The organism is Pseudomonas sp. GW822-FHT02G04 (genome assembly GCF_058802085.1).
The window spans coordinates 1-21,968 of sequence record NZ_JBXANU010000016.1; the positions used below are offsets into that span (position 1 = coordinate 1).

Consider the following 21,968-nt stretch of genomic DNA (forward strand, 5'->3'; position numbering starts at 1 on the left):
GAAGGCAAAAGCGAACAGAGCTGAAGGCTGCCCAAGGCAGCCTTCAGCTCTGAAAAGGTTTTACCGGACACTAGTGATGCTCCGCGTGGGAATGCACCTCATGACGCTCCGCGTCACTTAGAGCGGACGCGGAGCGTCCGTGGCGGCATTCCCACGCAGAGCGTGGGAACGATCACTGAAGGCCGGTGAGCAGATGCACCACTCCACCGTCCAGCATCATGACGCCTGGCACTCCAGCCGCCGTCAACGCCTGCCGGTCCATCCGCGCCACATCCCGCAACTCCACCCGCATCCGGGTCAGCGCCACGGGCTGATGCGACTTGAGGTTATCCACACCGCCCAGGGCGGCCACGACTTTCGGCGCCAGACCAGAAACGGCTTGAGCCACCGCTTTCGGCTCATCCACCACCAGGTCCGGGGTCAATGCTTTCCAGAACGCCCGCTGCATTTTCTCGAACATGCTCAGTTCTCCAGAACCAGTGAAGTATCTACCGTCGCCTCGTGGTGCAGCCGCAATGCCTCGCGCACCTGCTCGGCACTTTCCAGCCCCAGCACTTGCTGGGCGATGGCCTGGCAGTCCAGCAGGTCCACTTCGCGAACCGCCGCCTTGATCGCCGGAATCAGCGGTACGCTCACCGACAACTCATCCACGCCAAGCCCCAGCAACAACGGCACCGCCAGATGTTCCGAAGCCAGGGCGCCACACACACCGACCCATTTGCCATGGGCATGGGCGGCTTTCACGGTACCGGCGATCAAGCGCAGCACCGACGGATGAAAGCTGTCAGCCTGGCTGGACAGCCGCGGGTGATCGCGGTCCATGGCCAGGGTGTACTGGGTCAGGTCGTTGGTGCCGATGGAGAAGAAATCCACCTCGGGCGCAAACAGATCAGCCATCAGCGCCGCTGCCGGTACTTCGATCATGATCCCCAGTTTCGGCAGTTCCGTGAGCCCTGCTGCCAGCGCCTCCTCTTCAAGCAGCTGACGGGCCAGCCGCAACTCCGACAACTGCGTGACCATCGGCAACATGATGTGCAAGCGAGCCAGCCCGGCGCTGCTCAGGATCGCCTTGAACTGATCGCGCAGCAGCTGCGGACGCTCCAGGCACAAACGAATGCCGCGCATACCCAAAAACGGGTTGGTTTCGCGGTCCATCGGCACGTAGGCCAATGGTTTGTCACCGCCGACATCCAGGGTCCGCACCACCAGATTGCGCGTTGGCCCCAATGCTCGGGCGATAGCGCTGTAAGTGGACGCTTGCTCGTCATGGCTCGGCGCATGATTGCGATCCAGATACAGAAACTCCGAACGCAACAGACCGACGCCCTCGCCGCCCAGCGTCATGGCCTGTTCGGCTTCGGCAAGCGAAGCGATGTTGGCGGTGATTTCAAAGTGATGACCATCGCGGGTACAGGCAGCCCGTGCGGCATTTTCCAGCTCGTATTGCTGGCGTTTCTTTTGTCGCTGACGATTGGCTTGCAACTGCTCAATGGCAACCAGCTCGGGATCCAGCTGCAACTCGCCTTTGTCGGCATCGAGCAAAACCCGGGTGCCATTGGCCAGTGCCAGCACCTGAACCGACAAACCGCAGATCGCCGGCAAGCCGAAGGCCCGGGCGAGAATCGCCACGTGGCTGGTGGCACCACCGCCGACCGTCGCGAACCCCAGCACCTTGCGCGTGTCCAGGCCTGCCGTCTGCGAAGGGGTCAGTTGCTCGGCAATCAGAATCGCCCCTTCCGGCAACTCCAACGCATGATCCTCTACACCGAGAATCAACTTGAGTACCCGTTGACCGACGTCGGCCAAATCCGCGGCCCGTTCGGCCAGCAAGGCATTGCCCAGTTTTTTGAACAAGGCGGCTGTCGACTCGGTGGCCGCCCGCCAGGCGAAACCGGCGCTTTTGCCGGCGTCGATCAGTGCCAGGGCCTGATCCAGCAGGCTTGGGTCTTCGAGCAGTTCCTGATGCGCCTTGAAGATATCTGCCTGGGCGTCACCCGTGGCCTGGTCACGCAACTGCTGCAGGTCCAGGACCGCCGCCGCCAAGGCACGGTACAGGTGCTCGCGCTCAACTTGCGCGCCCCGACCGGATTCAATGACTTCAAGGGTCTGCTGCGCGATCTGCACCACCTGACCAAACGCCGACCCCGCCGATGCACAGACGCCGCGCAGCACCTTCAGCGATGACGCATCAGCCACAACCGGCTCAACCTCTGCCATCACCGTCACGGCTTCTCCGCAACCGGCGGCCAGCAACTCGGCCAGGGTCTTGATCGCCACTTCGGCATCCGCGCCCGCCGCGCTGACTTGCACGATGTCGCCGTGAGCGGTCTGCAACGCCATGATCGCCACCAGGGATTTGGCGTTCGCGCTGTCCTGCTGTTTATGCAGGCAAATACTCGCCGAAAAACCTTTCGCTGCCTGGGCAAACACCGCCGCAGGGCGGGCGTGCAAACCATTGAGATTGGGCAGCGTCAGCGGTTTGGAGAACAGTGCCTCGCCCTCCTCCGGCACTCGCTCATCGGCCCCCTCTTCGGATGGATTCAGACTCAGCAGTGGCTGACCGCTTTGCACTACACCCGTTTCCGGCGCCAGCCAGGTGAACGGCTCTGCGCTGACCACCAACATCAAGGTCAACAAACTGCGGGCGTTCAAGGCGATGTAATCGGCATCGAACTCAATCAGCGCCTGTCCCACCTCAACCCGCTGACCTTCCTCCACCAACCGGGTGAAGCCCTTGCCGGCCAGGTTCACGGTGTCGAGGCCGATGTGCATCAACACCTGCACACCGTTGTCGTCGGTGATGCTGACGGCATGCCCGCTGGCCTGCACATTGCTGATCACTCCGGCCAGCGGAGCGCACAAGGTTTGCGAGGTCGGATCAATGCACAGACCGTCGCCGATCACGCGACTGGAAAACACCTGATCGGGCACCTGGTCCAGCGGCATCAGCACGCCGGACAAGGGTGCCAGCAGTTGCAATTGTTGGGGTGTGGCCATGACGTCACCTGCTGTTTTGTTCTTTGAAGTGCCGATGGAGCGCGAGGCCCCGACAGCATCGCTTATTTCCACCAATACTCGACCTGCAATCCGACGTTCGAACCATGCCGTGCCGTGCCGAAGGCGCCGGTGTCGGATAACGCCGAACCTGCCGCCAGTTCATTGGCCGCCCGTTTGGCCGCCTCGTTCCAGCTGGCATAGGTGTAATACAGACGCACTTCCGGGCGCGCCCAGAAATCCGGGCCCTTGGGCGACCAGGTCGGGGCGATGGTGAACTTGCTCAGTTTGCGCGTGCCGCCGGTGGCCTCGACCTGATCGTGGCCCAGTTCGGTCACCAGTTTGATTTGCTCGGTGATCGCATAGGCCGGGCGAATTCCGAGGGAAATCCAGTTCTGGTCGGCGCCGTCAGGGCGAATGTCCTTCTGATAAACCGCCTCGACCTGCCCGCCGAAGCGCGGCGTCACTTGCCAGTCGAAGAACTCCACCACGCGATAGCTTTTACTGCTGTCGTCCAGTTTCACGTTACCGGTATAGCCCAACCCGGTGCCCGGGCCTTCGCCGTACTGGAAGGCCAGTTTGTTCTTGCCGCCCAGAAAGCCCTTCTGCACATGCTGGGTGGTGATCGCCCAGCCACGGTGAGCGTCACGGCTGTCGGGTTTGTCGATGTAGCTCAAGCCGAATTCCAACTCGCCGCCGGGGTTGGTGTTGAAGCCGGCGACGTTGAAATCGTGACGGTTGATGTAGTCCTTCTGGTACAGGTTGTCCTTGCGCGAGAAGGCGTAGCTGTACTTCAGATCGCCGATCAGCACGTCTTCGATACCGCCGCCGGTAGCGCTCTGGTTCCAGTAGTAGAAGTCGGAAATATGGATGTCGTTCCGTTTGTAGTAACGCCGGCCGGCCCACAGCGAACCACCATTGAGGCTGGGCATGTTCGACCATTGCGCATACAGCTGCGGCATGCGCACCGAGCCGTTGTCGCCGTTGAACGTCAGGCTGCGGTCGTACTGGTTATACAGCGAAGCCATGCCGTCGACACTGAGCACCGAACCATCGTCCAGCGTGAACAGATCCTGACGCAATTCCAGCTCCGCATACTGTTCGCATTCGTTGCCCAGGCGGTATTTCGATTGTGCGCCCGGCAATTGAAAGCACGACTGCGAACTGCTGTTGACCGAGGTGCCGACACCGCTACGCAAATAGCCGGCGAAGTCCAGCGCCTGAGCCGACAACGGTAACCCCAGGCACACACCCGCGACTGCAAGGCTGCGATTTATTGTTATCTTCAAGAACCACCTCATTATTTTTATTGTGTGATGCAGCAAAACCGGCGCGCAAAACTCCCCCGCGCAACGTTCTGCGTGTGTTTTTAAACGTTGTTTTTAGTTGTTGGTCAGGTGCAGAACGAACGACTCATAGGGCCGTAAAAAGACCTGCCGATGTCGTGGCGGACAGTCCGGGTAATTGCTGATCACCAGACGCTGCGCCATCGCTTCGCTGATCACCTCTGGCGGCAGTTCGACCTCGCACGGCGTGCCATAAAAGTTGTTCAGCACCAGCAAACGCTCGCCATTGCCTTCCCGCACGTACGCCCAGATTTGTCTGTGTTCAGGCAACAACTGCCGGTACACACCGTCGGACATCAGCGCTTCACTGCGGCGCAGGGCAATCAGCTGACGGTAGTGATGCAGCACCGAATCAGGATCGTCGAGTTGGTGGGCGACGTTGATTTGCGCGGCATTGGCCGGCACCCCGATCCACGGTTCGACAGCGCTGAAACCGGCGTTCGGCTCGGCGCTCCAGTGCATCGGCGTGCGACTGTTGTCCCGGGACTTCTGCATGATCGCCGCCATGTTGTCGGCGTCACTCGCACCGGCCTCGCGCTTGAGCCGGAAGATGTTCAGGGTCTCGACATCGCGGTACTGATCGATGTGATCGAAGCCCGGATTGGTCATGCCCAGCTCTTCACCTTGATACACAAATGGCGTGCCCTGGAGGAAATGCAGCGCCGTGCCGAGCATCTTCGCTGACACCACCCGATGCTCGCCGTCATCACCAAACCGCGAGACCACCCGCGGCTGGTCGTGGTTACACCAGAACAGCGCATTCCAGCCACCGCCGGCCTGCATGCCGGTCTGCCAGTCGGAGAGGATGCGCTTGAGTTCAAGGAAATCGAAATCGGCACGAATCCACTTTTGCAGGTTCGGGTAATCAACCTTCAAGTGATGAAAGTTGAAGGTCATCGACAGCTCTTTCGACTCCGGTCGCGAGTAGCGAATGCAGTGTTCCAGGCTGGTGGACGACATCTCGCCGACGTTGATCAGGTCATGACCTTCGAACACTTCGCGGTGCATCTGCTGCAAGTACTCGTGGACGTTCGGGCCGTCGGTGTAAAAGCGTCGACCGTCGGTGTTGTCCTCGGGGAAATCCGCCGGTTTGGAAATCAGGTTGATCACGTCCAGACGGAAACCGCCCACGCCCTTGTCGCGCCAGAAACGCATCATCTTGAAGACTTCGGCACGCACCTTGGGGTTGTCCCAGTTCAGGTCGGCCTGCGTATGGTCGAACAGGTGCAGGTAGTACTGACCGGTCTGGGCTTCGTACTCCCAGGCCGAACCGCCGAACTTGGATTCCCAGTTATTCGGCTCATCGCGCCAGATGTAGAAGTCACGGTAAGGGTTATCGAGGCAGCTGCGGGCCTGCTGGAACCAGGTGTGTTCGATCGAGGTGTGGTTGACCACGATGTCGAGCATCAGCTTGATCCCGCGCTTGGCGGCTTCGGCGATCAGCAATTCGCAGTCGGCCATGGTCCCGTAGCTCGGGTCGATGGCGTAGTAATCGCTGATGTCGTAACCGTTGTCGCGCTGGGGTGAACGCAGGAACGGCGTGATCCACAGGCAATCGACACCCAACCAGTGCAGGTAATCGAGCTTGGCCACGACGCCGAGCAAATCCCCCGTGGGGTTGCCGGCGTGGCTGTGAAAACTCTTCGGGTAGATCTGGTAGATCACCGAACGTTGCCAGTCTTGCATGGCGGGTTCCTTTTTGAATATGTACTGGCGAATGCGATCTATCAGGCGACCCGATACCCAGGCCGGACAATCTTCATGCTCAACCCGCAGGTCAGGACAAACGGCACGACCATGGCAATCACCATCCCGACCACGAACATCGGGATGAACTGCGGGATGATCGAGATGAAACCGGGCAAGCCGCCGACGCCGATCGCCGAGGCCTGGACCTTGTTCAGCGACAGGAAGATGCAGCCTAGGGCCGAGCCGATCAGGGCCGCATAGAACGGAAACTTGTAGCGCAGGTTGACCCCGAACATGGCCGGTTCGGTGATGCCGAAGTAGGCAGAAATTGCCGAGGTCGAGGCCATGCTTTTGTCCCGCACATTACGGGTCATGTAGAACACTCCCAGTGCCGCGCTGCCCTGGGCGAGGTTGGACATGACGATCATCGGCCAGATGAACGTGCCGCCCTGGGTGGAGATCAGTTGCAGGTCGACCGCCAGAAACATGTGGTGCATGCCGGTGATCACCAGCGGTGCGTAGAGCAGACCGAAAATCGCCCCGCCAACCATCGGCGCCAGGTCGAACAGGGTGACTACGCCTTCAGTGATGAGAATTCCCAGATGGCGAGTCACCGGACCAATTACCGCCAGCGCCAGCACACCGGTGACGACGATGGTGGTGATCGGCACCACCAGCAACTGCACCGCATTAGGCACCCGTGCCCGCAGCCATTTTTCGATGACGCTCATCACATAGGCTGCCAGCAGGATCGGCAGGATTTGCCCCTGATAACCGACTTTCTCGATCTGGAACACACCGAGGATGTCGAAGTACGGCAAGCTCTGACCCTCAAGCCCGGCCACCGCTTTGCCGTAGTTCCAGGCGTTGAGCAGGTCCGGGTGCACCAGCATCAGGCCGAGCACAATGCCGAGGATTTCGCTGCCGCCAAAGCGCTTGGCCGCCGACCAGCCCACCAGCGCCGGGAGGAACACGAAGGATGTGTTGGCCATCAGGTTGATCAGGCTCCAGAGCCCGTCAAGCTTGGGATAAGCGTCCAGCAGGGTCTTGCCCTCGATGAACATGCCCTTGGCGCCGATCAGGTTGTTGATGCCCATCAGCAGGCCGGCAATGATCAGCGCCGGGAGAATCGGCATGAACACGTCGGAAAACACCCGCACCAGTCGCTGCATGGCGTTGATCTTGTCGGCGCTTTTCTGTTTGACGTCAGCGATGGTCGAGACGGCGAGACCGGTTTGCCGGCGCAGCTCGGCGTAGACCTTTTCCACCTCGCCGGGACCGATCACCACCTGGAACAGGCCACCGGTATAGAACGAACCCTTGACCAGATCGATCTGGTTCAGCGTGGCACTGTTGACCAGGCTCGAGTCCTTGAGGGCCAGGCGCAGCCGTGTGACGCAATGCGCGGCCTGCTCGAGGTTGTCGCTGCCACCGAGGCTGTGCAGCAGCTCGGTGACGATGTTCGGATAGTCATGGCTCATGCTTGTTCTTCCGCTGTAGTTTTTTGTTATTGGCAGCACGCCGATGCGAAAAATACTCGTCTGTACGAGTTAAAGCAACAACTCGTACAGACGAGTTTGATTTTGTTTATCCTGAACCCGACAGGCGGCGATATTTCCTACCTCCGAAGTCAAAGAAACCCAAAGCCGCATGGACAAACCCCTACCCTGCCCTTAAGGTTCAAAACCTTGAGCACAACGCGGCACAGAGCCATCCCCATGAGTAAATACAACCAGATCTACAGCGATCTGCTTGCCAGCATCACCACCGAACGTCTGGAACGCGGCGCCCGATTGCCTTCCGAAACTGAACTGATGGACAGCTATCAGGCCAGCCGCGGCACCGTGCGCAAGGCCATCGAGCAATTGCAGGAGCGCGGTTTCGCCCAGAAAGTCCACGGCAAAGGCACCTTCGTGCTGTCCACCAACCCGATCGAGTTTCAGCTCGGCGGCATCGTCAGCTTCCAGGAAACCTACCCGCGACTGGGCAACGACGTCAGCACCGAAGTGGTCGAGTTCACCCAGATTCCCCTCGAAGGCCCGCTGCTCGAACACATCAAGGCCGAAGAGGGTAGCCTGATCACCCGGATCAAACGCGTGCGGCGGATCGACGGCAAACGCGTGATCCTGGACATCAACCATTTCGTCAGCGACGTGATTCCCGGCTTGTCCCGCGACATCGCCGAGCACTCGATCTACGCCTTCATCGAGCAAACCCTGCAACTGCAAATCGCCTACGCCCAGCGCACCATCGAAGCGGTGCCCCGCAGCAAGGACGACCAGCAACACCTGGACCTCGACGGCCAGAGCCATGTGATTGTGGTCAGCAACCAGACCTTCCTGCAGGACGGTCGTCAATTCGAATACACCGAATCGCGGCATACCCTCGACAAGTTCTACTTTTCGGACGTGGCCCGGCGCTGACCCTACCTTCTTATCAATCACGTTTGGGCATAACTATGTAGTGCACTTGCTTTGACTAAATGGGTAATCCTCACGGCCCATTTCTCAAGGAGCGAGAGCATGCCTGTTGATCAGAGTACTGAAGCGTTACCCAATGCTGCCGACAAGGAACAGCTTAAAACGATTGCCCCCGTCATCGTCGCTGCCTGCCCGGGCTTGCAAGAAGAAGCCCATGCGGTGGCCAGCGAAATACTGAAAAAACATGGCATCACCGACAGAGACCCGGATCAGGTCTGGTGGCATCGTTTTGACAATACCTCGGTCAGTAACGACCAGACATTCCTAGGGTGGGAACACTACCCAAAACCCATTGAGTCATTGACCTTGACGCAGCTGGTCATTCACCGATACCGCGTTACCGATCAAGACGACGCCCTCGAGCTGAACGGTAATGGCGGCTTTTACTCCGAAGATGCAAACGCCAGCATTTTCAACGAAACCAATGAAGTGCGGATGTACCCCAGCAAGGTCCTCGCGGACCTGTGGGAGATGAGCCTCAGTGACCACTATCTGAACAAACTGAATGCCTTCTGGACCTCTCATTTCGATGACTTCCGGACCTTGGCCAAATGCAATTACCTCACCAAAGCCGTCGAGGCTCGGCAAAACGGCCAACTGGAAGAAGAAGATTTTCAGACTGTCGTCAGGGCCGTCGTCAGTGAACCAGTCTGGCCGATCACCTTGGCAACGCTGCAGGCCGAATCCGCCGCCCCTACAGGTATCACCATGTGCGCCCTGGATGTAGCTGGACATGTCGCCACCGATATTTTGCGCATTGTTGCCGGCAACGGTAGGCAGATCACCTATGTTCCCGGCGCGCCGCAAGCCTTTCACGTGCACCCGACACCGACAGATATGCACTGGTGGATGCTGCTTCAAATGAACGAAGAGCAAGCCCGCAGCGAATTCATGACCCATTTCCCGCTGTCGGTACGCAAGGAAGTCCACGACAACATCACCCTGCTGATGAATCAGTTGGTCGGCACCTGGGGTAAATACGATCACCACTTGATCAATCAGAAAAACATCACTATCAGCGGCGATGCGTTCATCTGGCAGAGCCGGGCCGTACAAAGTGCGATGCTGGAAGAGGCCGATCTGACACTGATCAGTAACGGCCAGATGCGCAAACAGCTATGGCTAGGTTACTTAACCGTCGGCCTGCATGTATTCGGCCCATTGGCGATCCTCGGCTGGCCGATCGCATTGCCAGTGATCGGGGCCAGCATCGCGGCGATGGGCTTGAACATCGACAAAGCGGTGAATGGCAAAACCACAGCGGAACGCAAGGCTGGCATCATCGGTGCGGTACTCGATGGCATCAATGCATTGTTCAACATCCCGCTGCTCAAGGAAGTCAGTGTATTGGAGGAAGCGGGGGCGTCGGTCGATGCCGCGGAAGCGGCCGAGATGGCAGATCTGAAGAAGACGGTTGATCCGGATGAACCGGTGGGCGAACAGGCGCCTCAAGCGTCTGACAGTTCACAGAGAGCAACCCCTCTTATTGACGAGCTCACGCCCCTGGCAAAGGAACCCGACCAGACCGTTGAAGTACCGGATCACTGGCAAAGCAATGAGATCCTTGAAAGCCATACCCCTCTCGCCACAAGCGGCAAGTACCAGGGCATCTACTCGCTGGAATCCAACCCTTCCAATGCCATCCTGATGAATGACCAGGCTTACTACGTGCGCTACGAAGCCGACGTCAACGGCGGCGGTACGTGGGCCATCATCGACCCGGAAAATCCTCACGCCTCGACAGGGTCAATTCCAGTACGCCTGAATGCCGAAGGTGAATGGGAACTGGCACCCAAAGCCGGCTTGAAGGGTGGCGGCAAAGGCCTGAGCAAGGCTGCTCCCGGACCGTCCCGTGTGCCCACTCATGCCCGATCACCTGCTAGATTTTTCAGCCACCTGACGAAATACGATACCCCCAATGGGCGCTCACTGAGATACCTGGCACTGGGCAAAAAAGAAACGCATGTGAAAATCGTCAACCTTCCCGATGGGACGATAAAGGGAGTTTCTCCCTATGAAGAATTTGTCGCCCAGCGTCGCACGGCACTGGTGAAAGACGCGCGTGAATTCCATTCTGCAAATGACTTTTTTGCCACATTGCCCGCGCGTACGGTGCAGCCTGTCATTACGCCAACCACGACCGTCCCGGAGCTCATCGAGAAAATATTCGAGGCAGCGCCCGGCCTGGTGATCGGTGAAAGTCAGGACCGCATCGCCAGCATGCGATTCCTGATCGAGAACATGGAGACTCTGGCCCGACAAGGTGTCAAGACGATCTATATGCAGCGTCTGCTCAACGATTTCAGTCAAGTAGACCTGAACAACTTCGCTGAAACAGGAACGATGGACGCAATGCTGGAAGAGTATCTAACCCGGCTGCAAAGCGATCCTGCCGGGCAGTTCACCCCGCTTGAAGTCGTCAGAACGGCGCGCCAGTACGGCATTCGAATCCAGGCGACCGACTGCCTGGCAAGCTATCGGTACGAAGGTACCTATGGCGCTACATTGCAACAATCCATCAAGAACTACCTCACACACACCATTATCCAGGCCAATGAAGCCTACGGCGGCCCCGGAAAATGGGTGGTGCTGACAGGCCAGGAGAACACCAATACGTTCAGGAACATTGCCGGCATTAGCGAAATGGAGGGCGGGATCGGCCTGCGCATCGAAGAAGTAGCTCCCGACCAAAGCCTGCAGATGGAGATAGACCATGGTATCGACGTTGGCCGCAATGTTGGGCCCGCACAACCACTCATGCGCGGTGACTTTGACACCTTGTATGCCGACATCAGCCTGAAAATGCCGACCCCTGTGCCTGCTGCTCAAAAAACCACCGCTGAACTCAACCGGCTGCTGTTCCGTCAAGGCATGTTTACCATTGATAAATGGGGCGATACCTTGACGTTGATTCATCGCAGCAGGAACGGAGCTCTTGTGCGAACGGTGATCAATCGGTCGAGGACTGGCGGCTTCAAGATCGACCGTCCGGCCTGGACCGATGTGCATCAGGTCGACTACCCGAATCTTGTCAGCCTCACACTCGCGCTCAGCCGTATGGGCATGACGCTGGAAGGACGCCTGCCGACTTTTGCTGTCTGATACGCAAAAGGCCCCGTGAACTCACATTCACGGGGCCTTTCAGGTGTTATAGACGATCAGTCAGACCGGGATCACTCCCACTCAATCGTCGCCGGCGGCTTGCTCGACACGTCGTAGGTAACGCGAGAGATGCCTTCGATTTCATTGATGATGCGGCCGCTGACGGTTTCCAGCAGTTCGTAAGGCAGGTGCGCCCAACGCGCGGTCATGAAGTCGATGGTTTCCACGGCACGCAGGGCAACGACCCAGGCGTAACGACGGCCATCGCCGACAACGCCAACCGATTTCACAGGCTGGAACACTACGAACGCCTGGCTGACCTTGTGGTACCAGTCGGCCTTGCGCAGTTCTTCGATGAAGATGTGGTCGGCACGACGCAGCAGGTCGGCGTATTCCTTCTTCACTTCACCGAGGATCCGCACGCCCAGGCCCGGCCCCGGGAACGGGTGACGGTAGACCATGTCGTACGGCAGGCCCAGTTCCAGGCCCAGACGACGGACTTCGTCTTTGAACAGCTCGCGCAGCGGTTCAACCAGCTTGAGGTTCATTTCTTCCGGCAGGCCGCCCACGTTGTGGTGCGACTTGATCACGTGTGCCTTGCCACTTTTCGCGCCAGCCGACTCGATCACGTCCGGGTAGATGGTGCCCTGGGCCAGGTACTTGATGTTGTCCAGCTTGCAGGATTCGGCATCGAACACGTCGATGAAGGTACGGCCGATGATCTTGCGCTTCTTCTCCGGGTCCGACTCGCCCGCCAGGTTACCGAGGAACTGTTCTTCGGCGTTGGCGCGGATCACTTTGACGCCCATGTTCTCGGCGAACATGGCCATCACTTGCTCGCCTTCGTGCAGACGCAGCAGGCCGTTGTCGACGAAGACGCAGGTCAGTTGGTCGCCAATGGCTTTGTGCAGCAGCGCGGCAACCACCGAGGAGTCCACGCCGCCGGACAGGCCGAGCAGTACGTTGTCGGTGCCGACCTGAGCGCGGACCTGGGCGATGGCGTCTTCAGCGATTTTCGACGGTGTCCACAGCGCTTCACACTCGCAGATATCGAGGATGAAGCGCGACAGGATGCGACCGCCTTGCTTGGTGTGGGTCACTTCCGGGTGGAACTGCACGCCGTAATAACGACGCTCATCGCTGAACATACCGGCGATCGGGCAGCTCGGGGTGCTGGCCAGGATGTGGAAGTCTTCCGGCATCTTGGTGACCTTGTCACCGTGGCTCATCCAGACGTCAAGGCCGAACAGGCCATCGGCGTCGATGTGGTCTTCGATGCCGTCGAGCAGGCGGCTCTTGCCGACCACATCGACACGGGCGTAACCGAACTCACGCAGGTCGGAACCTTCAACCTTGCCGCCCAGTTGCTCGGCCATGGCCTGCATGCCGTAGCAAATACCGAAGACTGGCACGCCCAGGTCAAACACTGCTTGCGGGCAGCGAGGGCTGTTAGCTTCGTGTACGGACTCGGGGCCGCCGGCGAGGATCACGCCTTTTGGAGCGAATTCGCGAATGGCTTCCTCGTCCATGTCGAACGGATGCAGTTCGCAGTAAACGCCGATTTCACGCACGCGGCGGGCGATCAGTTGGGTGTACTGGGAACCGAAATCGAGGATCAGGATGCGGTGAGCGTGAATGTCGAGGGCCATGATTCAGTCTCGTCTAAGTAATTCAGAAACAGTCGTGATTCAGAAACAACTCGGGGCTGAATAGAACAGCCCCGGTTGCTTAACGATTTGCTTGAAGCCTCAACCTACGCGGTAGTTTGGCGCTTCTTTGGTGATCTGTACGTCGTGAACGTGGGACTCGGCCATGCCAGCGCCGGTGATCCGCACGAACTCAGGCTTGGTGCGCATTTCTTCGATGTCGGCGCTGCCGGTGTAACCCATCGAGGAACGCAGGCCGCCCATCAGTTGATGGATGATGGCGCTCAGGGTGCCCTTGTAAGGAACACGCCCTTCGATGCCTTCCGGAACCAGCTTCTCGGCACCCGCGGAGGAGTCCTGGAAGTAACGGTCGGAGGAACCTTGAGCCTGGGACATGGCGCCCAGCGAACCCATGCCACGGTAAGCCTTGTACGAACGGCCCTGGAACAGTTCGATCTCGCCCGGCGCTTCTTCAGTACCGGCGAACATCGAGCCCATCATCACGCAGGAGGCACCGGCTACGATGGCCTTGGACAGGTCACCGGAGAAACGGATGCCGCCGTCGGCGATCAACGGAACGCCAGTGCCTTCAAGGGCGGCGGCGACGTTGGCGATGGCACTGATTTGCGGGACGCCGACACCGGCGACGATACGGGTGGTGCAGATCGAGCCTGGGCCGATACCGACCTTGACTGCGTCTGCGCCAGCTTCGGCCAGGGCCTTGGCGGCAGCGCCGGTGGCGATGTTGCCGCCGATGACCTGCACTTCAGGGAAGTTCTGTTTAACCCAGCGAACGCGGTCGATCACGCCTTTGGAGTGACCGTGGGCAGTGTCGACCACCACCACGTCCACGCCGGCGTTGACCAGGGCGGCTACGCGGTCACCGGTGTCTTTACCGGTACCGACTGCAGCGCCAACGCGCAGACGACCTTGATCGTCCTTGCTGGCCAGCGGGTAAGCCTTGGCTTTTTCGATGTCGTTGACGGTCATCATGCCTTTGAGGGCGAATTTGTCGTCGACGATCAGCACGCGCTCGATGCGGTGCTTGTGCAGCAATTCACGCACATCGTTCTTGTTGGCGCCTTCCTTGACCGTGACCAGACGCTCTTTGGGCGTCATCACTTCACGGACACTGATGTCCAGACGGTTTTCGAAGCGCACGTCACGGGAAGTGACGATGCCGACCAGGTCGCCATCGTGCAGTACCGGAACGCCGGAGATGTTGTGCAGGCGGGTCAGTTCGAACAGATCACGAACCGTGGCATCAGCCTCGATGGTGATCGGGTCCTTGACGACGCCGGCTTCGAACTTCTTGACCTTGCGCACTTCGGCAGCTTGCTGCTCGATGGTCATGTTCTTGTGGATGATGCCGATGCCACCTTCCTGAGCCATGGCGATTGCCAGACGGGCTTCAGTAACGGTGTCCATAGCGGCGGAAACCAGTGGAATATTCAGCTCGATGCCACGGGTAAGGCGGGTCTTGAGACTGACTTCGTTAGGAAGCACCTCGGAATAACCGGGCACTAGGAGAATGTCGTCGAATGTCAGAGCTTCTTGGCTGATACGCAGCATCGCGGGGGCTCCCGAGCGGGAAAATGGAAGCGCGCCATTATAGTCAGACACCCCCTCGGGTTCAATGTAAAACTCTGCCTATTATTGGCATTACTGACATACGGAGAAACATTATCCCCCGTACGGGACCGACGCCGGCATTTAGAGTTCGACTTTGACCCAACTCACGGGCTGATCCAGCCAATCGGCAAACTCATCGATGAAGTCCTGCTTGAACCCGGCCTCGAGCCAATTGTTGAAGATGAACCCCAGGCTGGAAAAGCCGCATTCCTGCAAAAACAGAAAGCCGTTGATGTCGTCTTCATGCCCGCATTCAGGGCACGTGAAGTTATCGGTGCGCCCCGGCATCCAGTCTTCCAGGCTTTCGAACAGCGCTTCGCCGATTTCCTTGCGGCACTCGGCGCAGCCGGCTTCTTCGAGGAAGCCCTTGGCCGGCGTATAGATGCAACGCTTGGTGATGATCTCCAGGCCATTGATCGGCTCGCCAAACGGCAGCGCTTCAGGGTGCAGGACCACGGAGCGGGCGCCGTCGGCGATGGCGTGGGCCATGTGATTGCCGGTGCGGCCACAGGTGGTCAGCTCTTCTTTAATGATGTTCTTGCGCACCAGCCACCGCACGACCGCCCGGGCCCGGGGTTCGTGTACCGGCAGTGTGGAGATTTTCGGGACGATGATGCTTTGCGAATTCATGGTGCAAGCCTACTGCGTCAAATGGATGTTCCTGCGGTGCGCCGATTGTCAGGGCGGCCGGCAGCTTAATCCCTGACGAAATCCGGTCAAGTACTCAAATAACGCCCGATCAACGCAATCCCACTGGCCAGCACCAGCCAGGTCACCAGCCGCACGAAAGCCTCGCGGGACAATTTCATGGTCAGGCGCCGGCCGATCCACAGCCCCAGCGCCATCGCCGGCAACAAACACAGCGCCAATACCAACAAGGGTAGCTCGGCATACACCCCGGCGACGGCAAACAGGCTCAAACGCACCACGGTGCTGCAACTGATCAGCGCACTCTGGGTGGCCCGGGCCTCGTCCTTGGGCAACCGACTGTTCAAATAGATCGCATATAAAAAACCGCCACTGCCAAACAGCGCCCCGAACATCCCGCCCACCGTGCCCATCGGCACCGCCCAACCTGCGGACAATTGCCTCGGACGGGTTTTAATCCACAGGCTGTAAATCGCATAGGCACTGATAAACAGCCCCATCAACAGCAGCAACACATCGGATTTCAGGTTCAGCAGAAAAATCACCCCCAACGTGCAACCCACCGCCATGCACGGCAACAGTCGCAGCAACTCGGGGCGCGCTACATTCCGGCGCGAGGGCAGCAGGTTGCCGAACGCGGCGACGAAATCCAGCAGCACCAGCAGCGGCACGATTTTCGACAGCGGCATGAACAGAATCAGAATCGGCCCCGCCACCAGCGCGGTACCAAAACCGGCAATGCCGAACACGATATAGGCCAGGGCAACGCCCAATCCGATCACCAACCAATCCACCACACCCCACGGCCATTGGCTCAACAACTCCAGCACATTCATCGACACGGCTTCCTTTTATTCCTGTGATGACTTTAGCCAGCGCCGGGCGTTGCGACTAATATCTTCAAAATCGACCACCCATCTCAAAAAGGCATACCTGGTGTTTTCAACCCGCCAATTGCGTTACTTCGTGGAAATCGCCGAGAGCGGCAGCTTCAGCGCAGCGGCCGAACGACTGTTTATTGCTCAGTCAGCCTTGAGCCGGCAGATCAAGGACATGGAAACCCGCCTGCAAACGCCGCTGTTCGAACGCACTGCCCGCCAGCCCCGCCTGACGGCAGCGGGTGAAGCCTTTTTGCCTCGGGCCAGAAACCTGCTGAACGAACTGACCAAGGCCAGCGAAATGGCCACTCAAGTGGGCACCGGTCAACTGGGCGTCTTGCGCCTGAGCCACTCAAGCACCGTGCCCATGAGTGGTCGACTGCTGCGCGGCATCAGCGTTTATCTGGATCAGCACGTTGGCGTGTCGATGGACATCGTCAAGCTGTCCTCCGAAGCGCAACTGGAAGAATTGGCCGAAGGTCGCCTGGATGTGGGTCTGTTGCGCCTGCCGGTGCTGCGTCAGCGTGAAGGGGTGCAGATTGTTCCGCTGTACAGCGAGCGTCTGTTGCTGGCGGTGCCGCCGAATCATCGGCTGGCTATGGATAAGTCCACGCACGGCATCGATCTGGCACAGTTGAAGGATGAAGCGTTTATTTCCATCCCTCATCCACAGCGTGGCGGCCTGAGCTATCTATCTGCCGAGTTGTGCATGCGCCAAGGGTTCTTTCCCAAGGCGGCTCGGGTGGTGTCGCGCAAAACCACGCAACTGCAATTGATCCAGGCCGGGTTCGGCATCGCGCTGTTACCGGAGTCGATGCAGGACATCGCGCCGCCTGATATCCACTTTCTCCCCTTGGCCGATCCGGATTGCCACAGCACCGTCGCCCTCGCCTGTCGGCAGAGTCCCACGACGCTGGTTCAGCAATTCATTGAACACTTCACCCGATCGGCGTAGGAGCTGCCGAAGGCTGCGATCTTTTGATCTTGATTTGCGGCGGAACTGGAATTGCTGAAGATCAAAAGATCGCAGGCTGCGCCAGCTCCTACGGGACTTGCGTGCATCCGCTCGATCACCGATGTACTCGGTCAACAGGGGGATCGTGCATTGCGCAGGAGATTGCCTTTATCATGCGCCCCATGATTAAAGATCCCTTTGCAAGACTCGGCCTGGACCGGGAAGTCCTGACTGTCAGCCAGCTCAACGGCCGCGCGCGGGTGTTGCTAGAAGACGTGTTCAGCAACATCTGGGTCGAAGGCGAAATCTCCAACCTCGCCCGCCCGGCGTCCGGCCATGTGTATTTCACCCTCAAGGACAGCGGCGCCCAGGTGCGTTGCGCACTGTTCCGGCAGAACGCGGCACGGGTTCGCCAGGCGCTGAAGGATGGCCTGGCGGTCAAGGTTCGCGGCAAGGTTTCACTGTTTGAAGGCCGTGGTGACTACCAACTGATTCTCGACACCGTGGAGCCGGCCGGTGACGGTGCCCTGCGTCTGGCTTTCGATGCTTTGAAGGAAAAACTCAGCGCCGAAGGCCTGTTCAGTGCTGAGCGCAAAGTGCCATTGCCAGCACACCCGCAACGCATCGGCATCATCAGTTCACCCACCGGCGCAGTGATTCGCGACATCATCAGCGTATTCCGCCGCCGCGCGCCGCAGGTGCAACTGACACTGATCCCCACCGCCGTACAAGGCCGCGAAGCCACCGCGCAGATTGTCCGCGCGCTGAAACTGGCGGATGCCCGTGGTTTCGATGCGTTGATCCTGGCCCGTGGCGGCGGCTCGCTGGAAGACCTTTGGTGTTTCAACGAAGAAGCCGTGGCCCGCGCCGTGGACGCCTGCGTGACACCGATCGTCAGCGCCGTCGGCCATGAAACCGACGTGTCGATCAGTGACTTCGTCGCCGACGTTCGTGCCCCGACTCCGTCCGCCGCCGCCGAACTGCTGGCGCCTGACTCCAGCGATCTGGTGCGTCGGGTCGAAAGCCTGCATCGACGACTGGTGATGCGCATGCGTGACCGCTTGATGCGCGATCGGCTGCGTCTGGAAGGCATCTCTCGCCGCTTGCGCCATCCCGGCGAACGCCTGCGTCAGCAAGCGCAACGCCTGGATGATCTGGACATGCGTCTGCGCCGCGCCTTCGAACGCAGCCTCAACACCCGTCGCGAACGCTTGATCCGTCTGGAAACCCGCCTCGCCGGGCAACATCCCGGGCGGCAGTTGGCGATGCTTCGCCAGCGTCTCGATAGCCTCGCCGAGCGCCTGCCCCGGGCCATGCGCGAAGGGCTTAAATCCCGTCGTCTGCAACTGCAAAGTCAGATGCAGACGCTGCATGTGGTCAGCCCGTTGGCGACCCTCGCTCGTGGCTACAGCATTCTGCTGGACGAGCGCGGCAACGCGATCCGCAGCGCCGCGCAAACCCATACCGGCCAGCGCCTGAAAGCCAAACTCGGCGACGGCGAACTGCAGGTGCGAGTCGAAGACAATCACCTGACGCCTGTCACCCTTTCTTTACTGGATTGATCCATGCCGCGTTTTTTCGCTCCGCTGCTATTGCTGTGCCTGACCTTCAACGCCCACGCCGACAGTTACATCACCCGCCTGTTGAACAAACCGGTGCCGGGTGGCGTGGCAGTGGTGGATCTGGGCAGCTCCGCCCAGGCGCCGAAAGCCAGTTATCAAGGCAAGCCCGTATTGGTGGTCAAGGAACAGAACAATTGGCTGGCCATCGTTGGCGTGCCGCTGACGGTCAAACCGGGCAGCCAGTCGCTTAGCAGCGGTGGCCGCAACCTGAGCTTCACCGTCGGCAACAAGAAATACCCGGAACAGCACATCACCCTGAAGAATACGCAACAGGTCAATCCGAACCCGGAAAATCTCAAGCGCATCGAAGGCGAGTTGGCCGAGCAGATCCGTGCCTACCGCAGCTTCAGCCCGAATACCCCGAGCAACCTGCTGCTGGACAAACCGGTCAACGGACCGCTGTCGAGCAAGTTCGGCGTGCGCCGCTTTTTCAATGGCGAAGAGCGCAATCCCCACGCGGGCCTCGACTTTGCAGTGCCCGCCGGCACGCCGATCAAAACCCCGGCCGCCGGCAAGGTGATCCTGACCGGGAATTACTTCTTCAACGGCAATACAGTGTTCGTCGACCACGGCCAGGGCTTTATCAGCATGTTCTGCCACATGTCGAAGATCGACGTGAAAGTCGGCCAGCAACTGGCGCGTGGTGACGTGGTCGGGAAAGTCGGCTCAACTGGCCGCGCGACCGGGCCGCATATGCACTGGAACGTCAGCCTGAACGATGCGCGGGTAGATCCGGCGATTTTTATTGGTGCGTTTCAGCCCTGATTAAAATCAAAAGATCGCAGCCTGCGGCAACTCCTACATCGACCGAGTACACCCGCGACATTGCGGTGTATGCATATCCTGTAGGAGCTGCCGCAGGCTGCGATCCTTTCAAGGCAACTACTCAGCTTCCAGGTCCTCGATACTCCGCTCAGCCCGTCAACCTCTAATTGCGCATCGCTCAAACCTCACGCAAACATAAAAACAATCGCTGCCATTCCAAGCAATAAAATCGCGACAAACTGTATTTTTCGACTATTCCTCTCAAAGTTTTTCGACTGCTTGCCATCCTTTCCCCCCGCGGTTAGGGTTGAAGGCATGAAAACCTCTCACACCCTCATTCAGCTCCGCCAGCACCGCAGCCTGTGCCTCGTCAGTGCACGACTGCCAGGCTGAATCGCGGTGCCTCGTCTGACGCTTTACCAGAACATTTGAACCACCGGCAGGCCGCCTTTTTTCGGCCCACACAATAAGGATTTTCCAATGAGCATGCTCAAAGACCCGTCTTCGAAATACCGCGCGTTCCCGACCATCAACCTGCCGGACCGCACCTGGCCATCGAAGACCATCGACGTCGCGCCGATCTGGTGCAGCTCGGACCTTCGTGACGGCAACCAGTCGCTGATCGAGCCAATGGACGCGGTCAAGAAGCTGCGTTTCTGGAAGACCTTGGTATCCGTTGGCGTGAAAGAAATCGAAGCCTCGTTCCCGGCCGCTTCGCAAACCGACTTCGACTTCGTGCGTACCCTGATCGAAGACGGCCACATCCCGGACGACACCACCATTCAGGTGCTGACCCAGGGCCGTGAAGACCTGATCGCGCGCACCTTCGAATCCCTGCGCGGTGCCAAGAAGGCCATCGTTCACCTGTACAACGCGACCTCCCCTTCCTTCCGCCGCATTGTCTTCAACCAGGACAAGGACGGGATCAAGGCCATCGCCGTAAACGCCGCCAAGCTGTTCGTCAAATATGCCGCCCAGCAGCCGGACACCGAGTGGACTTTCGAATACTCGCCAGAAACCTTCAGCGCCACCGAACTGGAATTCGCCAAGGAAGTCTGCGACGCGGTGATCGAGGTGTGGAACCCGACGCCTGAGCACAAGGTGATCCTCAACCTGCCTGCTACCGTCGAATGCGCCACCCCGAACATCTATGCCGATCAGATCGAATGGTTCGGCCGTCACATCAACCGTCGTGACAGCGTGATCATCAGCCTGCACACCCACAACGACCGTGGCACCGGCGTGGCCGCCACCGAGCTGGGCCTGATGGCCGGCGCCGACCGTGTAGAAGGCTGCCTGTTCGGCAACGGCGAGCGTACCGGTAACGTCGATCTCGTCACCGTGGCATTGAACCTCTACACCCAGGGCGTCGATCCTGAGCTGGACTTCTCCGACATCGACGGCGTGCGCAAAGTCGTCGAAGAGTGCAACCAGATTGCGGTGCACCCACGTCACCCGTACGTCGGCGACCTGGTTCACACCGCGTTCTCCGGCTCGCACCAGGATGCGATCCGCAAGGGCTTCGCCCAGCAGCAACCGGACGCCCTGTGGGAAGTGCCGTACCTGCCGATCGACCCGGCCGACATCGGCCGCAGCTACGAGGCGGTGATTCGCGTCAACAGCCAGTCGGGCAAGGGCGGTATCGCTTACCTGCTGGAACAGGAATACGGCATCAGCTTGCCGCGTCGCATGCAGATCGAGTTCAGCCAGGTCGTGCAGCGTGAAACCGATCGCCTGGGCCTGGAGATGACAGCCCAGCAGATCCACGCACTGCTGCACAGCGAGTACTTGCAGGCCAACACCCCGTACGCGCTGGTCAGCCATCGCTTACAGGAAGAAAACGGTCACAGCGCCGTGGAAGTCGAAGTTTCCAGCAAAGGTCAGGGCGAAACCAACCTGCACTGGCGTGGCAAGGGCAACGGTGCGCTGGAAGCACTGGTGGCCGGTCTGCCGATCCCGGTGGAAATCATGGACTACAACGAACACGCCATCGGCGCGGGCACCAATGCCAAGGCCGCGGCCTACATTGAACTGCGGGTGAATGGTGAGCGTGCGGTGCATGGCGTCGGCATCGACGAAAACATCACCACCGCCAGCTTCAAGGCCCTGTTCAGCGCACTGAACCGTTCCCTGAGCCAGCCGGAAGCGAAAGCGGCATAAGCTTCACTGCAATGCAAAAGGCCCCGGGGTGAGAACCTTGGGGCCTTTTTT

At 59.4% G+C, this 21,968-nt stretch carries 15 protein-coding genes; 6 read left to right on the plus strand and 9 right to left on the minus strand.

Going from position 1 to position 21,968, the window contains the following annotated elements; all coding sequences use genetic code 11:
- Nucleotides 1-172: 172 nt before the first annotated feature.
- The 5 genes from AC1RO5_RS19415 to treP form a co-directional block, all read right to left on the minus strand.
- Entirely contained in the window at nt 173-460 is a 288-nt protein-coding gene (locus AC1RO5_RS19415; RefSeq protein ID WP_493177026.1) for a PTS sugar transporter subunit IIB, read from the minus strand.
- Nucleotides 461-462: 2 nt separating this feature from the next.
- Nucleotides 463-2,997: a phosphoenolpyruvate--protein phosphotransferase gene (gene ptsP / locus AC1RO5_RS19420; protein WP_493177028.1), complete on the minus strand. Its 2,535-nt coding sequence runs from the start codon at nt 2,995-2,997 to the stop codon at nt 463-465.
- 62 nt (nt 2,998-3,059) lie between these two features.
- On the minus strand, nt 3,060-4,283 hold the full coding sequence (locus AC1RO5_RS19425) for a maltoporin (protein ID WP_493177030.1): 1,224 nt from the start codon (nt 4,281-4,283) through the stop codon (nt 3,060-3,062).
- 93 nt (nt 4,284-4,376) lie between these two features.
- Complete coding sequence (gene treC / locus AC1RO5_RS19430; RefSeq protein ID WP_493177032.1) at nt 4,377-6,026, minus strand: alpha,alpha-phosphotrehalase; 1,650 nt, start codon at nt 6,024-6,026, stop codon at nt 4,377-4,379.
- Between the two features lie 41 nt (nt 6,027-6,067).
- Nucleotides 6,068-7,510 carry a PTS system trehalose-specific EIIBC component gene (treP, locus tag AC1RO5_RS19435; protein WP_493177034.1) on the minus strand — a complete coding sequence of 481 codons (1,443 nt, stop codon included), beginning with the start codon at nt 7,508-7,510 and terminating at the stop codon, nt 6,068-6,070.
- A gap of 237 nt (nt 7,511-7,747) precedes the next feature.
- Here treP and treR point away from each other — a divergent pair, with 237 nt between their 5' ends.
- Together treR and AC1RO5_RS19445 are read left to right on the plus strand one after the other, a co-directional pair.
- Nucleotides 7,748-8,452 (plus strand): trehalose operon repressor, encoded by a 705-nt coding sequence (gene treR / locus AC1RO5_RS19440; protein WP_019647781.1) that lies wholly within the window; start codon nt 7,748-7,750, stop codon nt 8,450-8,452.
- A gap of 99 nt (nt 8,453-8,551) precedes the next feature.
- A complete protein-coding gene (locus AC1RO5_RS19445; RefSeq protein ID WP_493177037.1) occupies nt 8,552-11,611 on the plus strand; it encodes a membrane-targeted effector domain-containing toxin in 3,060 nt (1,019 codons plus the stop codon).
- A 71-nt stretch (nt 11,612-11,682) separates the two neighbouring features.
- Here AC1RO5_RS19445 and guaA read toward each other — a convergent pair whose 3' ends face one another.
- From guaA to AC1RO5_RS19465, 4 genes are all read right to left on the minus strand, one after another.
- Nucleotides 11,683-13,260 carry a glutamine-hydrolyzing GMP synthase gene (gene guaA / locus AC1RO5_RS19450; RefSeq protein WP_493177039.1) on the minus strand — a complete coding sequence of 526 codons (1,578 nt, stop codon included), beginning with the start codon at nt 13,258-13,260 and terminating at the stop codon, nt 11,683-11,685.
- Between the two features lie 99 nt (nt 13,261-13,359).
- Entirely contained in the window at nt 13,360-14,829 is a 1,470-nt protein-coding gene (gene guaB, locus AC1RO5_RS19455; RefSeq protein WP_007940455.1) for an IMP dehydrogenase, read from the minus strand.
- A gap of 141 nt (nt 14,830-14,970) precedes the next feature.
- The gene (locus tag AC1RO5_RS19460) at nt 14,971-15,519 is read right to left on the minus strand and encodes a sugar ABC transporter ATPase (protein ID WP_493177042.1); all 549 of its coding nucleotides are present in this window, start codon (nt 15,517-15,519) and stop codon (nt 14,971-14,973) included.
- A gap of 86 nt (nt 15,520-15,605) precedes the next feature.
- Nucleotides 15,606-16,373 carry a sulfite exporter TauE/SafE family protein gene (locus tag AC1RO5_RS19465; RefSeq protein ID WP_493177044.1) on the minus strand — a complete coding sequence of 256 codons (768 nt, stop codon included), beginning with the start codon at nt 16,371-16,373 and terminating at the stop codon, nt 15,606-15,608.
- Between the two features lie 100 nt (nt 16,374-16,473).
- Here AC1RO5_RS19465 and AC1RO5_RS19470 point away from each other — a divergent pair, with 100 nt between their 5' ends.
- The 4 genes from AC1RO5_RS19470 (at nt 16,474) to leuA (ending at nt 21,917) form a co-directional block, all read left to right on the plus strand.
- Nucleotides 16,474-17,370, plus strand: coding sequence for a LysR family transcriptional regulator (locus tag AC1RO5_RS19470; RefSeq protein ID WP_493177046.1), 897 nt, complete (start codon nt 16,474-16,476; stop codon nt 17,368-17,370).
- Nucleotides 17,371-17,552: 182 nt separating this feature from the next.
- Nucleotides 17,553-18,932 carry an exodeoxyribonuclease VII large subunit gene (gene xseA, locus AC1RO5_RS19475; RefSeq protein WP_018927054.1) on the plus strand — a complete coding sequence of 460 codons (1,380 nt, stop codon included), beginning with the start codon at nt 17,553-17,555 and terminating at the stop codon, nt 18,930-18,932.
- 3 nt (nt 18,933-18,935) lie between these two features.
- Entirely contained in the window at nt 18,936-19,757 is an 822-nt protein-coding gene (locus AC1RO5_RS19480) for a peptidoglycan DD-metalloendopeptidase family protein (RefSeq protein WP_493177048.1), read from the plus strand.
- Between the two features lie 480 nt (nt 19,758-20,237).
- A complete protein-coding gene (gene leuA, locus AC1RO5_RS19485) occupies nt 20,238-21,917 on the plus strand; it encodes a 2-isopropylmalate synthase (protein WP_007940449.1) in 1,680 nt (559 codons plus the stop codon).
- Nucleotides 21,918-21,968: the final 51 nt, after the last annotated feature.